The organism is uncultured Sulfitobacter sp. (genome assembly GCF_947499945.1).
GTDB lineage: Bacteria > Pseudomonadota > Alphaproteobacteria > Rhodobacterales > Rhodobacteraceae > Sulfitobacter.
Map to the genome: position 1 here is coordinate 1 of NZ_CANMQD010000001.1, position 14772 is coordinate 14772.

At 54.6% G+C, this 14772-nt stretch carries 11 protein-coding genes; 5 read left to right on the top strand and 6 right to left on the bottom strand.

The features are described from left to right. Positions 1-38: 38 nt before the first annotated feature. The 3 genes from benA to Q0775_RS00015 all read right to left on the bottom strand — a co-directional run bounded on the left by benA (position 39) and on the right by Q0775_RS00015 (position 3563). Positions 39-1427, bottom strand: a complete 1389-nt coding sequence (gene benA / locus Q0775_RS00005; protein ID WP_298856900.1) for a benzoate 1,2-dioxygenase large subunit — start codon at positions 1425-1427, stop codon at positions 39-41. A 54-nt stretch (positions 1428-1481) separates the two neighbouring features. Next, the gene (locus tag Q0775_RS00010; protein ID WP_298856903.1) at positions 1482-2630 is read right to left on the bottom strand and encodes a muconate/chloromuconate family cycloisomerase; all 1149 of its coding nucleotides are present in this window, start codon (positions 2628-2630) and stop codon (positions 1482-1484) included. A 741-nt stretch (positions 2631-3371) separates the two neighbouring features. Then, on the bottom strand, positions 3372-3563 hold the full coding sequence (locus tag Q0775_RS00015; protein WP_298856905.1) for a ribbon-helix-helix protein, CopG family: 192 nt from the start codon (positions 3561-3563) through the stop codon (positions 3372-3374). 105 nt (positions 3564-3668) lie between these two features. Between Q0775_RS00015 and Q0775_RS00020 the strand changes: the two genes are divergently transcribed. From Q0775_RS00020 to Q0775_RS00035, 4 genes are all read left to right on the top strand, one after another. Next, entirely contained in the window at positions 3669-4145 is a 477-nt protein-coding gene (locus Q0775_RS00020) for a hypothetical protein (RefSeq protein ID WP_260000958.1), read from the top strand. A 73-nt stretch (positions 4146-4218) separates the two neighbouring features. Beyond that, positions 4219-5235, top strand: a complete 1017-nt coding sequence (locus Q0775_RS00025; RefSeq protein ID WP_298856914.1) for a hypothetical protein — start codon at positions 4219-4221, stop codon at positions 5233-5235. 45 nt (positions 5236-5280) lie between these two features. Continuing rightward, a complete protein-coding gene (locus tag Q0775_RS00030) occupies positions 5281-7509 on the top strand; it encodes an AAA family ATPase (protein WP_298856916.1) in 2229 nt (742 codons plus the stop codon). 394 nt (positions 7510-7903) lie between these two features. Then, entirely contained in the window at positions 7904-9205 is a 1302-nt protein-coding gene (locus Q0775_RS00035; RefSeq protein WP_298856917.1) for a Mob protein, read from the top strand. A 297-nt stretch (positions 9206-9502) separates the two neighbouring features. Here the strand turns inward: Q0775_RS00035 and Q0775_RS00040 are convergent, their stop codons facing one another. From Q0775_RS00040 to Q0775_RS00050, 3 genes are all read right to left on the bottom strand, one after another. Continuing rightward, positions 9503-10378, bottom strand: coding sequence for a hypothetical protein (locus Q0775_RS00040; protein ID WP_298856919.1), 876 nt, complete (start codon positions 10376-10378; stop codon positions 9503-9505). A gap of 258 nt (positions 10379-10636) precedes the next feature. Further along, on the bottom strand, positions 10637-11173 hold the full coding sequence (locus tag Q0775_RS00045; protein WP_298856921.1) for a GIY-YIG nuclease family protein: 537 nt from the start codon (positions 11171-11173) through the stop codon (positions 10637-10639). Next, positions 11170-12324, bottom strand: a complete 1155-nt coding sequence (locus tag Q0775_RS00050; RefSeq protein ID WP_298856923.1) for a DNA cytosine methyltransferase — start codon at positions 12322-12324, stop codon at positions 11170-11172. The genes Q0775_RS00045 and Q0775_RS00050 overlap by 4 nt, the downstream gene beginning before the upstream one ends. Positions 12325-12747: 423 nt before the next feature. Here Q0775_RS00050 and Q0775_RS00055 point away from each other — a divergent pair, with 423 nt between their 5' ends. Further along, on the top strand, positions 12748-14772 hold the full coding sequence (locus Q0775_RS00055) for an AAA family ATPase (protein ID WP_298856925.1): 2025 nt from the start codon (positions 12748-12750) through the stop codon (positions 14770-14772).

Sequence of the window (14772 nt, forward strand, 5' to 3'; positions counted from 1 at the left end):
GTCTTCTCGAGTGTTGCAGTTGTCATGATCTTATCTCCTCATTCAGCCGCAACTTGGACGCTGGCTGCGTTTTCGCGCTCCTTGGCAACGGCTGCTGCCATGCGCTCGGCCCATTGAGTGTGCTGGATCACGAACAATCCCTCGTCCTCGGTGCGCGCACCTGACATGATCGGGTTGATCCCCAATGCCTTTGCATCCTCGTCCGGACCCTCGATCCACTGGGTTGCACCCCGGCAGATGTCGTTCCATTTTGCATGTGCAGCGCCCGCATACCCGCGCTGGGTCGCACGGAATTCTTCGGTATCATCCGGTGTCGCCATGCCGGAAGCGTTGAAAAAATCCTCATATTGGCGAATGCGCAAGGAGCGTGACGCCTGATCTTCGCCCTTTGGCGCGATGCAATAGATCGTGACTTCGGTCTTATCGACACTGATCGGGCGAAATACTCGGATCTGGCTGCTGAACTGGTCCATCAAGAAGACGTTGGGATAGACGCAGAGGTTGCGCAGCACGCCGACCATCCATTCGGCCTTGGCCTTGCCGTAGGTCTCGCTCCATTCGTCCAGACGGGCATAATTCGGGCGTGTGGTTGGGTTGTCCCATGTGGTCCACAGCAGCAAATGGCCGTTCACATAGGAATGAAAACCACCCTTCTGCTTGGCCCATTTGGAGGCATCAGTCGCTTTGATGTTGTCTTCTTTGCCGTCCACGGTGCGGTGCGATGTGGTGGCAACATAGTTCCAGTGTACCGCCGAGACGTGATAGCCGTCCGCGCCGTTCTCGGCCTGAAGCTTCCAGTTGCCATCGAAGGTATAGGTGGAGGAGCCGCGCAGCACTTCCATGCCGTCCTCGGACTGGTCAACGATCATGTCGATCATCTTGCAGGCCTCGCCGAGGTATTCCTCAAGCGGTGCAACATCAGCATTAAGCGAGCCGAACAGGAAGCCGCGATAGTTCTGGAACTTCGCCACTTTTGTCATGTCGTGGCTGCCGTCTTTGTTGAACTGCTCGGGGTAGCCCGCGCCTTTGGGGTCTTTGACCTTCAGAAGCTTACCCGTGTTGGCAAAGGTCCAGCCGTGGAACGGGCAGGTAAATGTCTTCTGGTTGCGGCGCTTGAACCGGCACAGCATGGCACCGCGGTGCGAGCAGGAGTTGACCAGTGCGTTCAGCTCACCGTCTTTGTCTCGGGTGATGACAACGGGCGTGCGGCCCATGTGCAACGTGAAATAGTCACCGGGGTTCGGGATCTGACTCTCGTGGGCCATGTAGATCCAGTTGCCCTCATAGATGTGCTTCATCTCCAGCTCGAACAGTTCTTCATCTGTAAACATGTCACGGCGGGCGCGGAAAACTCCCTTTTCTGGGTCGTCTTGCACGATGCCGTCAAGGCGGCTTTCAAGCTCGTCGAGATTTGAATGGGTAAACATATTCAGTCCTCCTCTGGGTGCCGCGCCTTTGTGGCTGTCGGCGTTTTGATGGTGTTAAACTTCCGCGAGATGCTTTTGCGGGGTGCTCCTGTTACGGTCGAAATAGGCGACCTTGTCGTCGTCGAGCGCCACGCCGATGCCCGCGCCTTGCGGAACCTCAACGCAGAAATCACTGTATTTTATCGGCTCTGCCAGAATATCGTCGGTCAGCAGAAGTGGGCCAAATAGCTCGGTGCCCCAGCGCAGTTTCTCGACGGTGCAGAAGAGTTGTAGCGCCGCCGCCGTGCCCAATCCCGTCTCCAGCATGGTGCCTGCGTAAAGGCCAAGGCCCGCCGCCTGCCCGATGGCGACAACCTCGGAGGCGCGCTTGATCCCGCCCGACTGCGCAACTTTGACCGCGAAAACATCCGCCGCCGCATTGGCAGCAATCTCAAGCGCGTCCTCGGGGCCGTTCAGCACCTCGTCCGCCATGACGGCAATCTCGTATTTCGCTGTCAGCTCGCGCTGCGCCTCGACATAGCGGCCCTGCACTGGCTGCTCGACCAGCTCGCATCCGGCATCCTGCAATCCCTTGAGGCCCCAGCGCGCATCGTGCAACGACCACGCCTGATTGATGTCCACCCGCACGGAACCTGCATCGCCCACAGCGCGTTTGATGGCGGCAACATGGGCTACATCATCGCGAACAGAACGTTTGCCGATCTTGAGCTTGAAAATGTTATGGCGGCGTGTCTCGATCATCTCCAGCGCCTCGGCGATATCGGTATCGGAGGAGCCGGACGCCAGCGTCCATGCAACCGGCATACGCGTATGGACCTGCCCGCCAAACAACTGCGAAACCGGGACACCAAGGCGCTTGCCCAGCCCGTCCCATAACGCGATCTCGACTGCCGCTTTGGCAATCCGGTTGCCGCGCACGAGTTTGTCCATCAGCTGTATCGCGGCGTTCACATCATCCGCTGCTTTGCCTTTCAGCGCAGGTGCGATGTAGGTATCGATGGCAGACTGAATGCTCTCCGGGCTTTCGACACAGTATGTCAAACCACCGATCGTCGTACCCTCACCGAGTCCGACAGACCCGTCCGAGAACCTGATCCGCACCAGAACGGCCGTCTGCGAACGCATCGTCGCCATCGACAGAACATGACCACGAATGGTCGGGACATCGACAACGACAGTTTCAATCTGGTCAATCTTGGTCATGCAGCGTCCTCTGGTAGCAATGATGCTTCGAGGATCAGAATGCGCAGGAGAATGGATTTTCGGCGATACACGGACAGGTCTTGGTTGATACCCTTTGCGGCAATGCCGCCTGCCAAAGCTCGCGCCTGCGCCGCATCATTGCTCGGACCATCAGCTGATCAGTGAGCATTGCACAGTCTTGTGAATGTCAGCTTTCGAAATCGCGAAGTATCTCGTTTTTGGCCACAGCGAATGACCGGTTCCCGCCCTTGCTGTTCTTCGCTGCTAATACGGCATGCGAATAGCAGCCATTCGTCGCAAATCGTCAATTGTCGGCTTGGTCCGCATTGCAGACCTCAATACCTCAATAATGCTGCGGCAACGTATCAATGTCTGCTTCTGGGAGCTGCGCCGCAGCGTACGGGGCTAACTGGAACGGTAGTTTTGGGCCGTTCGCGCGACTTTGCAAAGTACACTAACTGCGCATAGCGGACCTTGGTGCGCAGCGCAGCATGGGGGCTTTGGTCTACTACGGCTTGAACGGCCGCTTTTGCAATTCTGGCACAGGACCTTCGCAGACGCAGCTAAGGTCCGGTTTCCGCCCTTATTGTCGAGTGCTGCCTGTTCAAGGTAATAGAGTTTGCAACCGCAGCGAATGGCAGAAAGGTCCCTCATAGGCGACGAGGTACGCCTAATACCCGCCTTCTGATCAAAAATTATCGTTCGGTCAAAAGACATTTCTTATGAATCACAAAAATTCGATTATTCAACCTTCTTCGGGTTCTCTTCAGCATGCCGGTCCAACCAATCATCAATCATCCTGCGGATCATCTCCGGCCTGCTGGGCAGATCATCCTCTGATCTGCGCGCTGCATCTATGGCTTCAATAGTATTGACCAGCAGTCTCACAGTGACCTGCTCGGTGTTTTTTGATGGGCGCCCAATTTTTTTCATATCACCGATTGACTTTTTAAATTTATAAAGTTAATTATAGCGTGTGAGAGACGGAGGTGCAACTCCCTCTCCCACACTTGTCACAACGATCCTTAGGAGATCCTCATGCCTATCAACACGATTACCACGCGCGCCGCGCATTCCGCCACCCCCTCCCCGTTTTCTCTCAAGGCTTTTGAGGAGGTGCTGCATCATATGGAGCGCACCATCGCGCTGGACCAGGATGTGAAGCACATGCCGCATCTCGACTACTCCGCCGTCGAGAGTGCGGGTGAAGCGACGGCCGATGCCTGGGTCGCGACCGAAGCGTCCGCTTTTGCGTTTCTGCGCGCGCATGCAGGTGCCACTGCTGTTCCCCTGCTTATCGAGACGGTGAAGGAGCTGGTGTCACTGCTCGATATCGAGACGGGCGATCACCCCACGCTGAGTGAGACGATGGAAGCGGCAATCGCTCGTCGCGCATCTGCGCCGCGCGGCACAGACCTGCGCAACCTGTTGGACCGGGCGCTTCCTCTGTTGTTCGGGATCGCGTCTATGCAAGCCGCGTTTTTCGAGCGGGATCACACCCTGCACGCTGCCTGATCTCAAGCACACGGACCGCGTCTGACGCGGTCCTGACCCTCCCTTTTCAAATCACATATAGGAGCGCCTCATCATGATGCTGCCCCCCGTCACCCCTATGCCTGCCGAGCACACATCCACCCATGCCGCACTGTTTCCCGACTATGTCCGGCTTTCTCGCTCCGCCACCCCGACTTACGCCCCTTTCGACGGAAAGGTCCCAGCAAAATGGCGGAAGGCCGCGCGCAAAAAGGGCTTCACCATCGTTGATCGCGTCAAAGACCGACTGCATGTTGCACTGCTCTGTCATGACTGCGGCTGCACACATGCAAAACGCGTGAGTGTCGTTCTCGGGCATAGCCCCGAATGCCCCCATTGCATCAAGCACCAGCGCATTGAGCATGCACGGACAGTAGGTGCAGTGCTCTTGGGGCGTGCCCCCAAACGCCGCCACTATGGGTTTTACCAGCTCTCCTGTGGGCATCAGGTGCGGCGCCAGTTCCACCGGGTAGCACTCGCGGCTGACGGAGGGCACGGTCTCGGCTGCAAGACATGCCGCGAAGAGCGCTATCGCGCGCAAGCACGCAAATTCGGCTGGGACCTCGTTGGTCCCGCCTCCAGCGGCAAACCGAGCTATCGCAGCTATCGTCACACCTGCGGACAGACGCAGGACATTATGGTCGGCAACATGGTCTGGGGCGATTGCGCCTGTTCGGGCTGTAGTCTTGGCAGAACGGCTCGGCCTTCCCACATCTACATTTTTCGGATTGATCTTCCTGGACGACCCGTTCTCAAGCTCGGCTACAGCGCACGTCCGGCAAAGCGCCTCCGGCACCAGCTGGGCATCGACAAAGGCATCACCACGGAGGTGCTGCGTGTCGTGAACCTGCCGACCGGACACGACGCCCGGGCAGAGGAGGAACGCGCGCACAGGACGCTCACCGCGCAGTTTCCGGACATGGTTGTGGCCAAGGCCGAGTATGGCGATGCCATCAACGTCACACGCGAGATCTATCGCCCCGACGCCGCCCCCTTCATCCACCGCCTCCTCGACGAGATCGAAACGCGTTTTCCCGATACCAACAGTCAGGTTCCAGACATCGCCGCCTGACCTTTCTTCTCTCCCCTTATTCATTGAACAAAAGGAGGCATGCCAATGCCCCACCATTCTATCGCTCGCGATAGCGCAACTCCCGCCTTCACTCTCGACCTGATGCAGGATGTCCTCCGGCGCGTCTCTGCCGAGAACCACCGGCGGACCAATTCTCCCGTCCGGTTTACGCCTTCCAAGCACCCCTTCGATGACGGGGGTGATGCCGCGTTGATGGATTTTCCAGACACGCCCGAGGACGTCCCCACCCTGCCCTCATACCAGACCACGGCCGCTGACAATCTCGGACCCGAAGAGATTGCTGAGTGGCAGTCGCGCGGCATTGACCCCTATGCCACCGCAGCCGATGGCACTACCCGCCTTCAGCAGGCAAAGCTCCCGCTGACCCGTTTGATCTTTGCCGCACGCTTTGCGGCCGTCTTCAACACGCCAGAGATGGCGCGGTCTCTTGTGTCACCACAAGCTGTTACGTTGCTGTCAATTCCCGACGATGCAGAGCGCGAGCTCTTCTTCGAAATGTTCCCAGACATCTTGGAACAGACCGCACAGGCCCTTGATGAGGCAGGCATCCACTTACATGGCATCGCTGTTGCGGAGCTTCCGAATGTTCAGGCCGCATCAAGCCATCGCGGCCGCAAGGAGTTCAACGACAAGGTTGACCGGCTGATCGCTAAAGGGAACAACGTGATCGTTGTCGCCAGAACCCGCGATGATCTGCCGCGCAGCGGGCAGCTGCTATGCACGCGGACTGCTACCTTGCCCCCAGTCACGGGCGATATGGTCATCGAGATTTTGCGGCAGACCCATTCCGTCACCGGAAAGCTGTCAGACGCCGCGATCCGCGGTCGCTTCCCCAACGACGCTGCCTTGCAAGAACTGCCCATGCCGCTGGTCAAAAGCGCGTTTGCAGAACAGGCTACGCTTGAGGTTGCAGATCGCCTCCTCGCACTGACCCGCCGCCTCGGCACAGGCAAAGTGGCGCGCGGCCCCTCTCTTGATGCCATCTATCTTCCGCCCCAAGCGCAACAGGACATGAAGCATCTCCTCAGTGACCTCGGCCAGTGGCAGGCAGGCAATCTGCCTTGGTCGGAGGTCACGTCATCGGTGCTCCTCTACGGCCCTCCCGGAACCGGTAAAACGCTTCTCGCCCAGGCCCTCGCCGGCTCTGCCGGTATCCCGCTAATCGCCACCAGCTACGGTATCTGTCAAAAAGCGGGCCATCAGGGAGATTTTCTGCGGACCCTGTCCGAGAGCGTGGAAAACGCTATCGCTTGCGCCCCCTGCGTTTTCTTCATTGATGAGCTGGATTCTTTTTCCAAGCGATCTGTCTCACACCGCAATTCTGGCTATGTCGCCGCAATCGTCAACGCCCTGCTCGAGCACCTCACAAAGCTCAATGACACTGCTGGTGTAATCGTTCTGGGCGCAACAAATCTGCCAGAGAACGTGGACCCTGCAATCATCCGCCCCGGGCGTTTTGATCGGCATACGGCGTTGGAGAACCCCAACCGCGCAGGGATCAAACGGATCTGCGAGATTGAGCTGGGCGCAAGTGCTCAGGATCTCGATCTTGCAACTGTCGCCGACCGTCTTCTTGGTATGTCAGGCGCGCAGGTCGCGGCCGTCGTCCGCGACGCACGGGGCAACGCCCGTCATAGCAACACGACGCTCTGCAACCAGCACCTCCACGCAGCTGTCGACCATGTTGCGCCCGAGGGACGCCAGGAGGATTTGCATCGCATCGCTATCCATGAAGCGGGCCATGCCGTTGTAGCACATATTCTCGGCCTACCCTTGCCCGACATGGTGCGCATCACGGCCCGCGGTGGGGCCTATCTCGGCAAGATCCCCTTTGCCGCGACAAAGAAAAACGTCTGTGACCAGATCGCCGTCACCCTGGGGGGCCGTGCCGCAGAAGCCGTCCTTCTCGGATCGGTGTCGAACGGCGCAGAGAGCGACTTGGAGCAGGCCACGGAAATTGCGTTCAAAGCAAGATATTCATGGGGGCTCTATCCAAACAACCTGCTCTCCCTCAGTTCCGTGAAGCTGACCCACCTCGATCCCCTCGCCCCCCTCGGATCGGTCGTGAACTCGGATATCAGAGGACACTATCTGCGCGCGAAAGAAATCGTTGAGGACAACGTAAAACTGGTGGAGCGGGTGGCAGCAGCCCTCTTGGAGCAGCGGGAGATCGACGGGGACGCGTTGGCCGAGGTACTGGCCGCGCACAACATCACGAACTCTGATCGACCAACGGAGGCGTTGATTGGCTAACCTTCAGGGCCGTCTTTACCAGTGCGGCGAGCAAACACGGACAAGGTATGTTCTCCACGAGTGAAGCCGATTGGTCGACAAGCTGGTCGAAGTGTAAAACAGGCAGAGACTGCAATAAGCAGAACGATCACCGTGATTGTTTAACGATCAAGCAAGAGACGCAGTCTCGCGCAGTTGTTTTGGTACAAAACGACGGAGCGCCTCCCCGGCGCAAGGGGCAGACAGGTAGCTCTTAGAGCTACCTATAGTCTGTCACTATAGGTAGAGCTTCGCGCTGCAATGATCTGTTTATCCACATAAAATGAATATCAGACGGGAGCCTTACGGGAAAGAGTTCTTGGTTTCGAAAAACCAAGCGCCTACCTCCTAAAAAATAGGATCAGGAGCAACCGCCGTGTCATACCAGTTCATACATATCGAAACGTATTCAGAAGCCACCAAAAAGGTGAGCGGCACAGACGGGCATTTCAATTCCGCCGCGCAGGTTCTGGGGGAAGCGTTACGCGAGCCGGAATATTCTAAACATGTGGCAGAGCCAGGCCCGGTGTATAAAGTCGGTGGGACTATGTCTGTCCGGCAACTTCAAGAAAAACGCACCACTATTCTGGAGGGCCTGCGCGAAACCGTAACCCGCACAGATGGCACGACATACACACGCAAACTGCGCAGTGATGCCGCGACGCTGTATACAGAAATCCATTCGCACCCCCTGCCCGCTGCCGATCTTCTGTCAGACAAGAAAGCGCATGGCTCTGATATAAGAGAATGGATCAACCTTGCGTTGGCTGATTTTACGGCCCGCATGCCGGATGACATTGATTGGTCTGCGGTGATGCATTTGGATGAGGGCTTTGTCCATTTCCACATCATTGCCATCAATACACACGACCCCAAACTGGACGCGAACAAACTACATGCTGGCAAGGTGGCTGCAGCAATGCTGCGTGATGAGTTGGATACCCCTACGGCCATTCCATCACTACCCAAGCCCGCGTTAGAAAAGCGCCCCAACAAGCCCAAGCAACCCCGCCCCTCTAAAAACCGCGAGACCCAGAAGAAGAACAAGATCAAACGAGAAGCACAATTGGCCGCGTGGGAGGTGACCTGCAAGGAGGTCGCAGCACGCAACGCTGACCTAATGACGCAATGGGAAGCCGAGAACGGTGAGCACCTCCAAGTGGCGCGCAAAACGCGTGGCCCTATCCCAGAAAAAGAAGCCTATTCTGCAGCGTTAAAACAACTCCAAGACCAATACTATGAGAAGGTCGGCAAGCCTTGTGGTCTGTTGCGCGATGGTCCACGCAAGCAGCGCCTGTCTACTCAACAACACGCAGCGCAAAAAGCTGCAGCCAAGGATATGAAAAACAGCATCAAGGAGGTCAAAAGCAACTTGGTGCGCGCCGAAGACAATGCTGGGCACGCGTTAGACGTAAAAGAACGCTACTTGCAAAAAGAAGCCGAGCTGGACGCAGGAATCGCGGCAATGGATGAACTGGTGACACAGATCGCGTCGGGAGACGCAGAAGTCACCGAGGACGTCATAATCATGAAGGACACGCCCACATTCATTGAACGCCTGTTTGGACCCAAGCCATCAAACACAAAAATCGGTAACTTATTTCGGAAATTTGTCAATCTCATCGGGCGCGTGAGCGAAAGCGAACAACGTGGGCCAGACCAGTCATCAAGGCCATGACTGTTCAATACGGAAAGGCCATCATATTCCCAATGACACGAACGGCCCTAAGCCGACCTCTAAGACCTGCTCAAGATGCCGCTGTGCAGCCCATCATTGCTATCATTCGTACAGAGCGCAGCGTTTTGACCGGTGAAACGGCGATGCGCGAATTTTACTACCGTTCAACTCAACGAAACCAAAAGTCACTCTGCAACCATTCCAAACATTTCAGTCTCGTATGGATTTGATCATGCGCTCAATCCGGATCTCTTCGTGCCTTCAGTCAGTATAAAAAACAGCCGAAAGAACAATCATCTAAAATACAACTCTGTTCATTTGACGCGTAATAAAATCGGCGCTGATGACACGTCCATATCGAGATTCCATTCCACCGCGAACGACTATGCCAAGCCATTTCACTCGGAAAACCCCATTTTCACGAACAACCTCGAATACAGGAGAGCCGCTCATACCGTCTTCAATATATCGATCCTCCGCGACGGTACGAATAACATAGACGTCATCCGTTGTTGTCTTTTCGACCAGCTCTACAAAACTTGACACGAGGAGTAAGTCAACTTCGCCCATATAGTAATCAACGTTCTGAAGTCTGGTCGGATAGCCCAGGTTTAGGGCAACTTTTCCGACTGATGCGGTAACCCCAGTGTTTTCGTTAACCTCGAAAAACTGAGAAGTTAGCGTTCGGTATGGGTATTTTGATGGTTCAAACTCATAAATGACAAAATCAAGGTTGTCTTCACGCTCGTCTTGATCGGTGGTCTCGACAGTCCACATGATGCTTGGAGTAATCACCGACTGCCCAGGATCGCACACGATCCCAACTTGGCCCTCGCTTCCAAGTTTTCGCTGATGCTCGGTAGAGATAACAAAGTATCGCCCGCGATATTTTATTCCCGACGCACTACCAATATGCTGGAACTGATAAACTTCATCATCATTACAACTGACAAACCGCTGGGCGTACCGGCCAAGGTGCATTTGAAGCTCTTTCGGACGAACCCAGAGTGAACCAATTTGGATCGCCGTTTCCAGCGCGTATCCAGTAATTCCAAAGTGCTTGAGTAAGTTGATATTACCTTGCAACGTATGTTCCCTTAGAGGCGAAGAAATGCGCACCACATTTCTTGAACTTCGCCAGCGGTTAAATTCGCATACATCTTGAGGGGCCACTACCTCAAACTTGCGGTCGTCGGTGAAAGTAAGCAACCTAGATTGGATCAATCGCCGAGCCCATGAATGGAGCTACAACGCAGAACAATAATATCGCGTTCAGGATGAACATTAACGCCACCGAAAGCCGACATTCGATGCGCGTCGCACCAAAGTCTGCTTTTCCATCGTAGCCCCTGTTCTGCTCATTTTTATGACATCAAAGCCAGCCTATCCAACCCACACGATTCTTCCAATGGCAGTTGCTCGAACCCGCGCTCAGTTCAGGAACTTTTCATGGTAATCCGAAAGCCGCGCAATATGCGCCGACAGAGACCGTTTGAGGTGCGGTGCATCTTTCACGGTCAGGATATAGTCCACCAATCGAAGATATTGCGAGATTTGTCGCGGCAAGCGCACCGAGGGGACTAACCGGTTCACACGTTCGTCCTCCTCGATTACCTGAACGATGCTCTTATCAGGGAGGTCGGGCAAATGGCCTGCCGTCAAAGTTTTGCCGTTCATAAGAGGTTTCTGCGCATCGAAGACTGCGAACAGATGACCCTCCAACGCTGGAATTTGCGTCACATCAGCGACAGGCCAAGCCCAGACAAAGGCGATCTCCCAAACATCAATCTGGCGGTTCGCGATGATGTCAGAGCGTGCCGAAGTCAGATGCCTCCGCACCCGCGTCCGTATGCCATCGACCGATTGACCGATGTAAATCGGCACCCCGTCCAGATCACATAGCGCGTAAACGCCCGTCTCATCAGTGAGGTTCTTCAAAGCGGCGGTGCGGAAATCCTGCGGGGTCATGCGACAACGCTCAGCTGTTGGCCGCATAACAAAGGGGTGATTAACGTCTTGCACAGGTGAGCGACGACAGGCACCGCGACCCCGTCGCCGGCAAGTTTGTACGCGGCATTGTAGTTGTCAGGCAGGATGTAACTCTCAGGCAGCCCCATCAACCGCGCAACCTCACGGCGCGATAGCAATCGTGCTTTTGTCTCGTTACCTTTGACGAAAACTACAATCTGACGTGACGAACCACCAGCCGGTGTTCGCAAACACCCCGCGATCCCGTCATTGCGCAGCTCAGCACGTTGAATAGTTTTCCCATCCGGGCCCGGGCGCCCCCGTTTGTATACGGTACCAATCGACCAACCCCGTCCCTTACGAAGCTCATCGAGCTTAGCACGGGAAGGTGGTGACATCAGGTTCAACATCGCATCGACTTGTTTAGCCGACTGCCAAGGTTGCTGCGTGCGTGGCTCAATCAAGTCTTGTAAGGTTTGGGTCCGCGAAGGCAGCAATCCGATGTCCCACCACACCCAGGACTGCGCAAAACTGCGCGGTTGGCGAGCGACGAAATCGCGGATCGCTTTGGAATGGTACTCGGGGTTCGGCACGCTCGCCTTCAGGTTGGGTGTCAAGGGCGCGTCGGCGCGGACGGCCACCACAAACAAGCGCGGGCGACTTTGTGGCAGAAAATGCTTGGCATCCAAACTCAAGGCACCTACTTGGTAGCCGCGAGTGGTCAGGCTTCTCAATACATAGCCAAAGTCGCGGCCCTTGTTGCGGGTGATCAGCCCAGCGACGTTCTCGAAACAGATCAACTTCGGAGTACGGCCCAAGGCCATTGAGCGGCCTAGAACGTCGATCCAATCCTTAAAAACGCCGGATCGTTCACCGTTTAAGCCCTGCCCATTGCCCGCCAGTGAGAAATCCTGACAAGGCGACGAGGCCCACCACATATCAACGTCGGGCAAAGCCACATCCGGCAGCTTGGCAACGTCGCCTTCATACAAGTGATCACCGCCCCAGTTGGTCCGGTACGTGGCACATTTTGCTGGGTCGATATCATTTGCAAAGGTGCAGGTGAGCGCCTCTCCAAGTCCCGCACGCGCCATACCTCCACCCGCGAAGAATTCGGCAAAAGTTGGATTTTGGGCAGGTGTGTTTATCATGTGCGCAAAGTTATGCGATCCTGTGAAGAAGGTCTACCAATCCCGCGCAAAATTACTGAATCTCGCTCGTCGGACTGGTCAAACAGTATATCAAGAGTCTGGCGTACGGTAAAAGCCGTTCGACAGATTGTATCTGATGTTGATGCACTCTGCGCCGCAAGTCGTTGGGGTGTACCACCATCCAAAACGATCCGCGTCACTATATTGGCGGAGATTGCGGCCATCGGATACAATGCAGCATCCGTTACAAAATCATCAGGTGGCTTGCTGCGAACGGCCTACTTCTGCCCTTGAGAACTTCTTAAAATGCTGCGGCGTGGCGCTCAACGTCTTGCAGAGAAAACTGAAAATGGCGGTTTGGCCTTCTCACCGCAGAATGACCGGTATACTCAAGCCTAAGTTGTATTTTTTTGGATTTGCTCGATGTATATTAGAGAATTACGTCTCAAGAACTTTCGTTGTTTTGGATCAAAGGAGGAAGTCATCATTCTTGATCCAGAGATGACCGCTTTCATTGGAGATAATGGAAGCGGTAAAACGACCGTCTTAAAAGCCCTTCAAAGGATTTTCGGCAGCACATCCGCCGAGCGAAGTCTGAGACGAGATGACGTCCACTTTGGCGCTGGTGAAGTTCCCGGTCCAGCTGCCCAAAGCGACGATACGAAAGCTATCCTCCTTGTAACCAGCAGGGAAGTTTACATTGAAGCCATAATAGACTTCCCCGAGCTGGTTAACCCGGTTGACGCGCCGTCCGGCAGCGCACTTGATGTCTCTGTCGAAACATTCCACGCAATGTCATGTGCCGGACCAGGAAGCCCCCTACAGGCCAGAATCAGGCTTGAGGCCAATTGGGAGTTCGGGATCGATGAAGACGACATTGACCAAAAAATCTATTGGATTACCACCACTGAAGATGTTCCCTTTGGTGACGACGACATTGCCAAAATTCCTATGCCTGCGGCGCAACGCAGGCGGATCCAGCTGAAGTACTTACCTGCAACGCGAAATAACTCTGCTGTGGTTAAGAGCGCTATGAAAGAGCTTCTCGTTTGGCTTGAAAAATTTGGAGATCTATCCTCTGGGAAACAGCAACTTGAAATCCAGAGAACCGAGTTGCAAAAAATATTTAACGATCTCCCTGCCGTTAATGGGGTTGTTAGCGAGCTATCAAAAAACTGGGGCGAGCTGTTCAAGGGTGAATTATATTCGGAGGCCAAGCTTAGCATATTGGCACAAGAAATTCACAAGGCCCTTCGCGATCTGACTTTGAAACTGAGCCCTTCGGAAACCGGTGCAGAATATGCAATCGAGGACCTGAGTGAAGGTCAGGCATCACTTCTATACATCTCTATTGTCGCAAGTATCATTCAGCTAAATGAACGCCATATTGGTAAGTCTGTTGAAGGCTATCGTGATGTCCCGGAACTTAAACCTTGGCTGACAATCATTGCCCTTGAAGAACCCGAGAACCATCTATCGCCGTTTTACTTGTCTCGAATGATAGCACTGATGTCCTCCTTGTGCGCGAGTGATAGCGCAATGGGAATATTGACGTCGCATTCTGCAGGAGCCATTCGGAGGGTCAAACCCGAAAAAATCCGCTACATGCGGCATGATGAACAAAAGCGAGTGTCATATGCGAACAGTATAACCCTACCGGCCAAGACCGACGAAAAATACAAGTACATTTACGAAGCCGTGCGCTCAAACCCCGAGCTGTATTTCGCGAAGCTGGTTGTGTTGGGTGAAGGTCGTTCCGAAGAAATAGTAATTCCAAAATTGGCAAAAGCATTTGATCCTCAACTGGATTTGGATCCTGCGTTTGTTGCATTCGTTCCTTTGGGCGGTCGCCATGTGAATCACTTTTGGAAGCTCCTAAATGATCTCAATATCCCTCATGTGACCTTGCTCGATTATGATTTAGGACGACATAATGCGGGGCCGTTGAGGCTTAAGTATGTGACAGATCAGTTGTTATCAATCGGTACCGAGAGTCCTTTTGATAAGCTCAAAAACGCTGCAGCTTGGAGAGGCTTGGGTAGGACTGAGCTAAACAAACGATACCAATGGGCAAAAGAGAATGGCGTGCATTTTTCGCTCCATCTCGATCTTGACATGATGATGTTGAAGGCGTTTCCAGAACAGTATCAATCTATTTCAAGAATCAAAGATGTGTCTGAACTTGATGCAGATGATTACGTAGAGAGTGTATTTGGAAAATCTGGAAATGGTCTAACCGACTATAAAAAGAGTTCCCCAACCGCTACGGAATTAGCCATTTACGACGACTTGTTCAAAAAAGGGAGCAAGCCGATTTCGCATATCGAAGCGATTGCATTATTGACTGACGAAGAGCTAAAGGCACAATGCCCCAAGCCACTTCAAAGACTTTTCGAAGACTGTGCCGCTCGCCTGGGGATTGACCTGAGCCCCGAGGCTTCCGAATGA

Coding starts and splice junctions, on each gene's coding strand:
- Q0775_RS00055 (WP_298856925.1), top strand. CDS start 12,748: ATGTATATTAGAGAATTACGTCTCAAGAACTTTCGTTGTTTTGGATCA.
- Q0775_RS00025 (WP_298856914.1), top strand. CDS start 4,219: ATGATGCTGCCCCCCGTCACCCCTATGCCTGCCGAGCACACATCCACC.
- Q0775_RS00030 (WP_298856916.1), top strand. CDS start 5,281: ATGCCCCACCATTCTATCGCTCGCGATAGCGCAACTCCCGCCTTCACT.
- Q0775_RS00015 (WP_298856905.1), bottom strand. CDS start 3,563: ATGAAAAAAATTGGGCGCCCATCAAAAAACACCGAGCAGGTCACTGTG.
- Q0775_RS00020 (WP_260000958.1), top strand. CDS start 3,669: ATGCCTATCAACACGATTACCACGCGCGCCGCGCATTCCGCCACCCCC.
- benA (WP_298856900.1), bottom strand. CDS start 1,427: ATGTTTACCCATTCAAATCTCGACGAGCTTGAAAGCCGCCTTGACGGC.
- Q0775_RS00050 (WP_298856923.1), bottom strand. CDS start 12,324: ATGATAAACACACCTGCCCAAAATCCAACTTTTGCCGAATTCTTCGCG.
- Q0775_RS00010 (WP_298856903.1), bottom strand. CDS start 2,630: ATGACCAAGATTGACCAGATTGAAACTGTCGTTGTCGATGTCCCGACC.
- Q0775_RS00045 (WP_298856921.1), bottom strand. CDS start 11,173: ATGACCCCGCAGGATTTCCGCACCGCCGCTTTGAAGAACCTCACTGAT.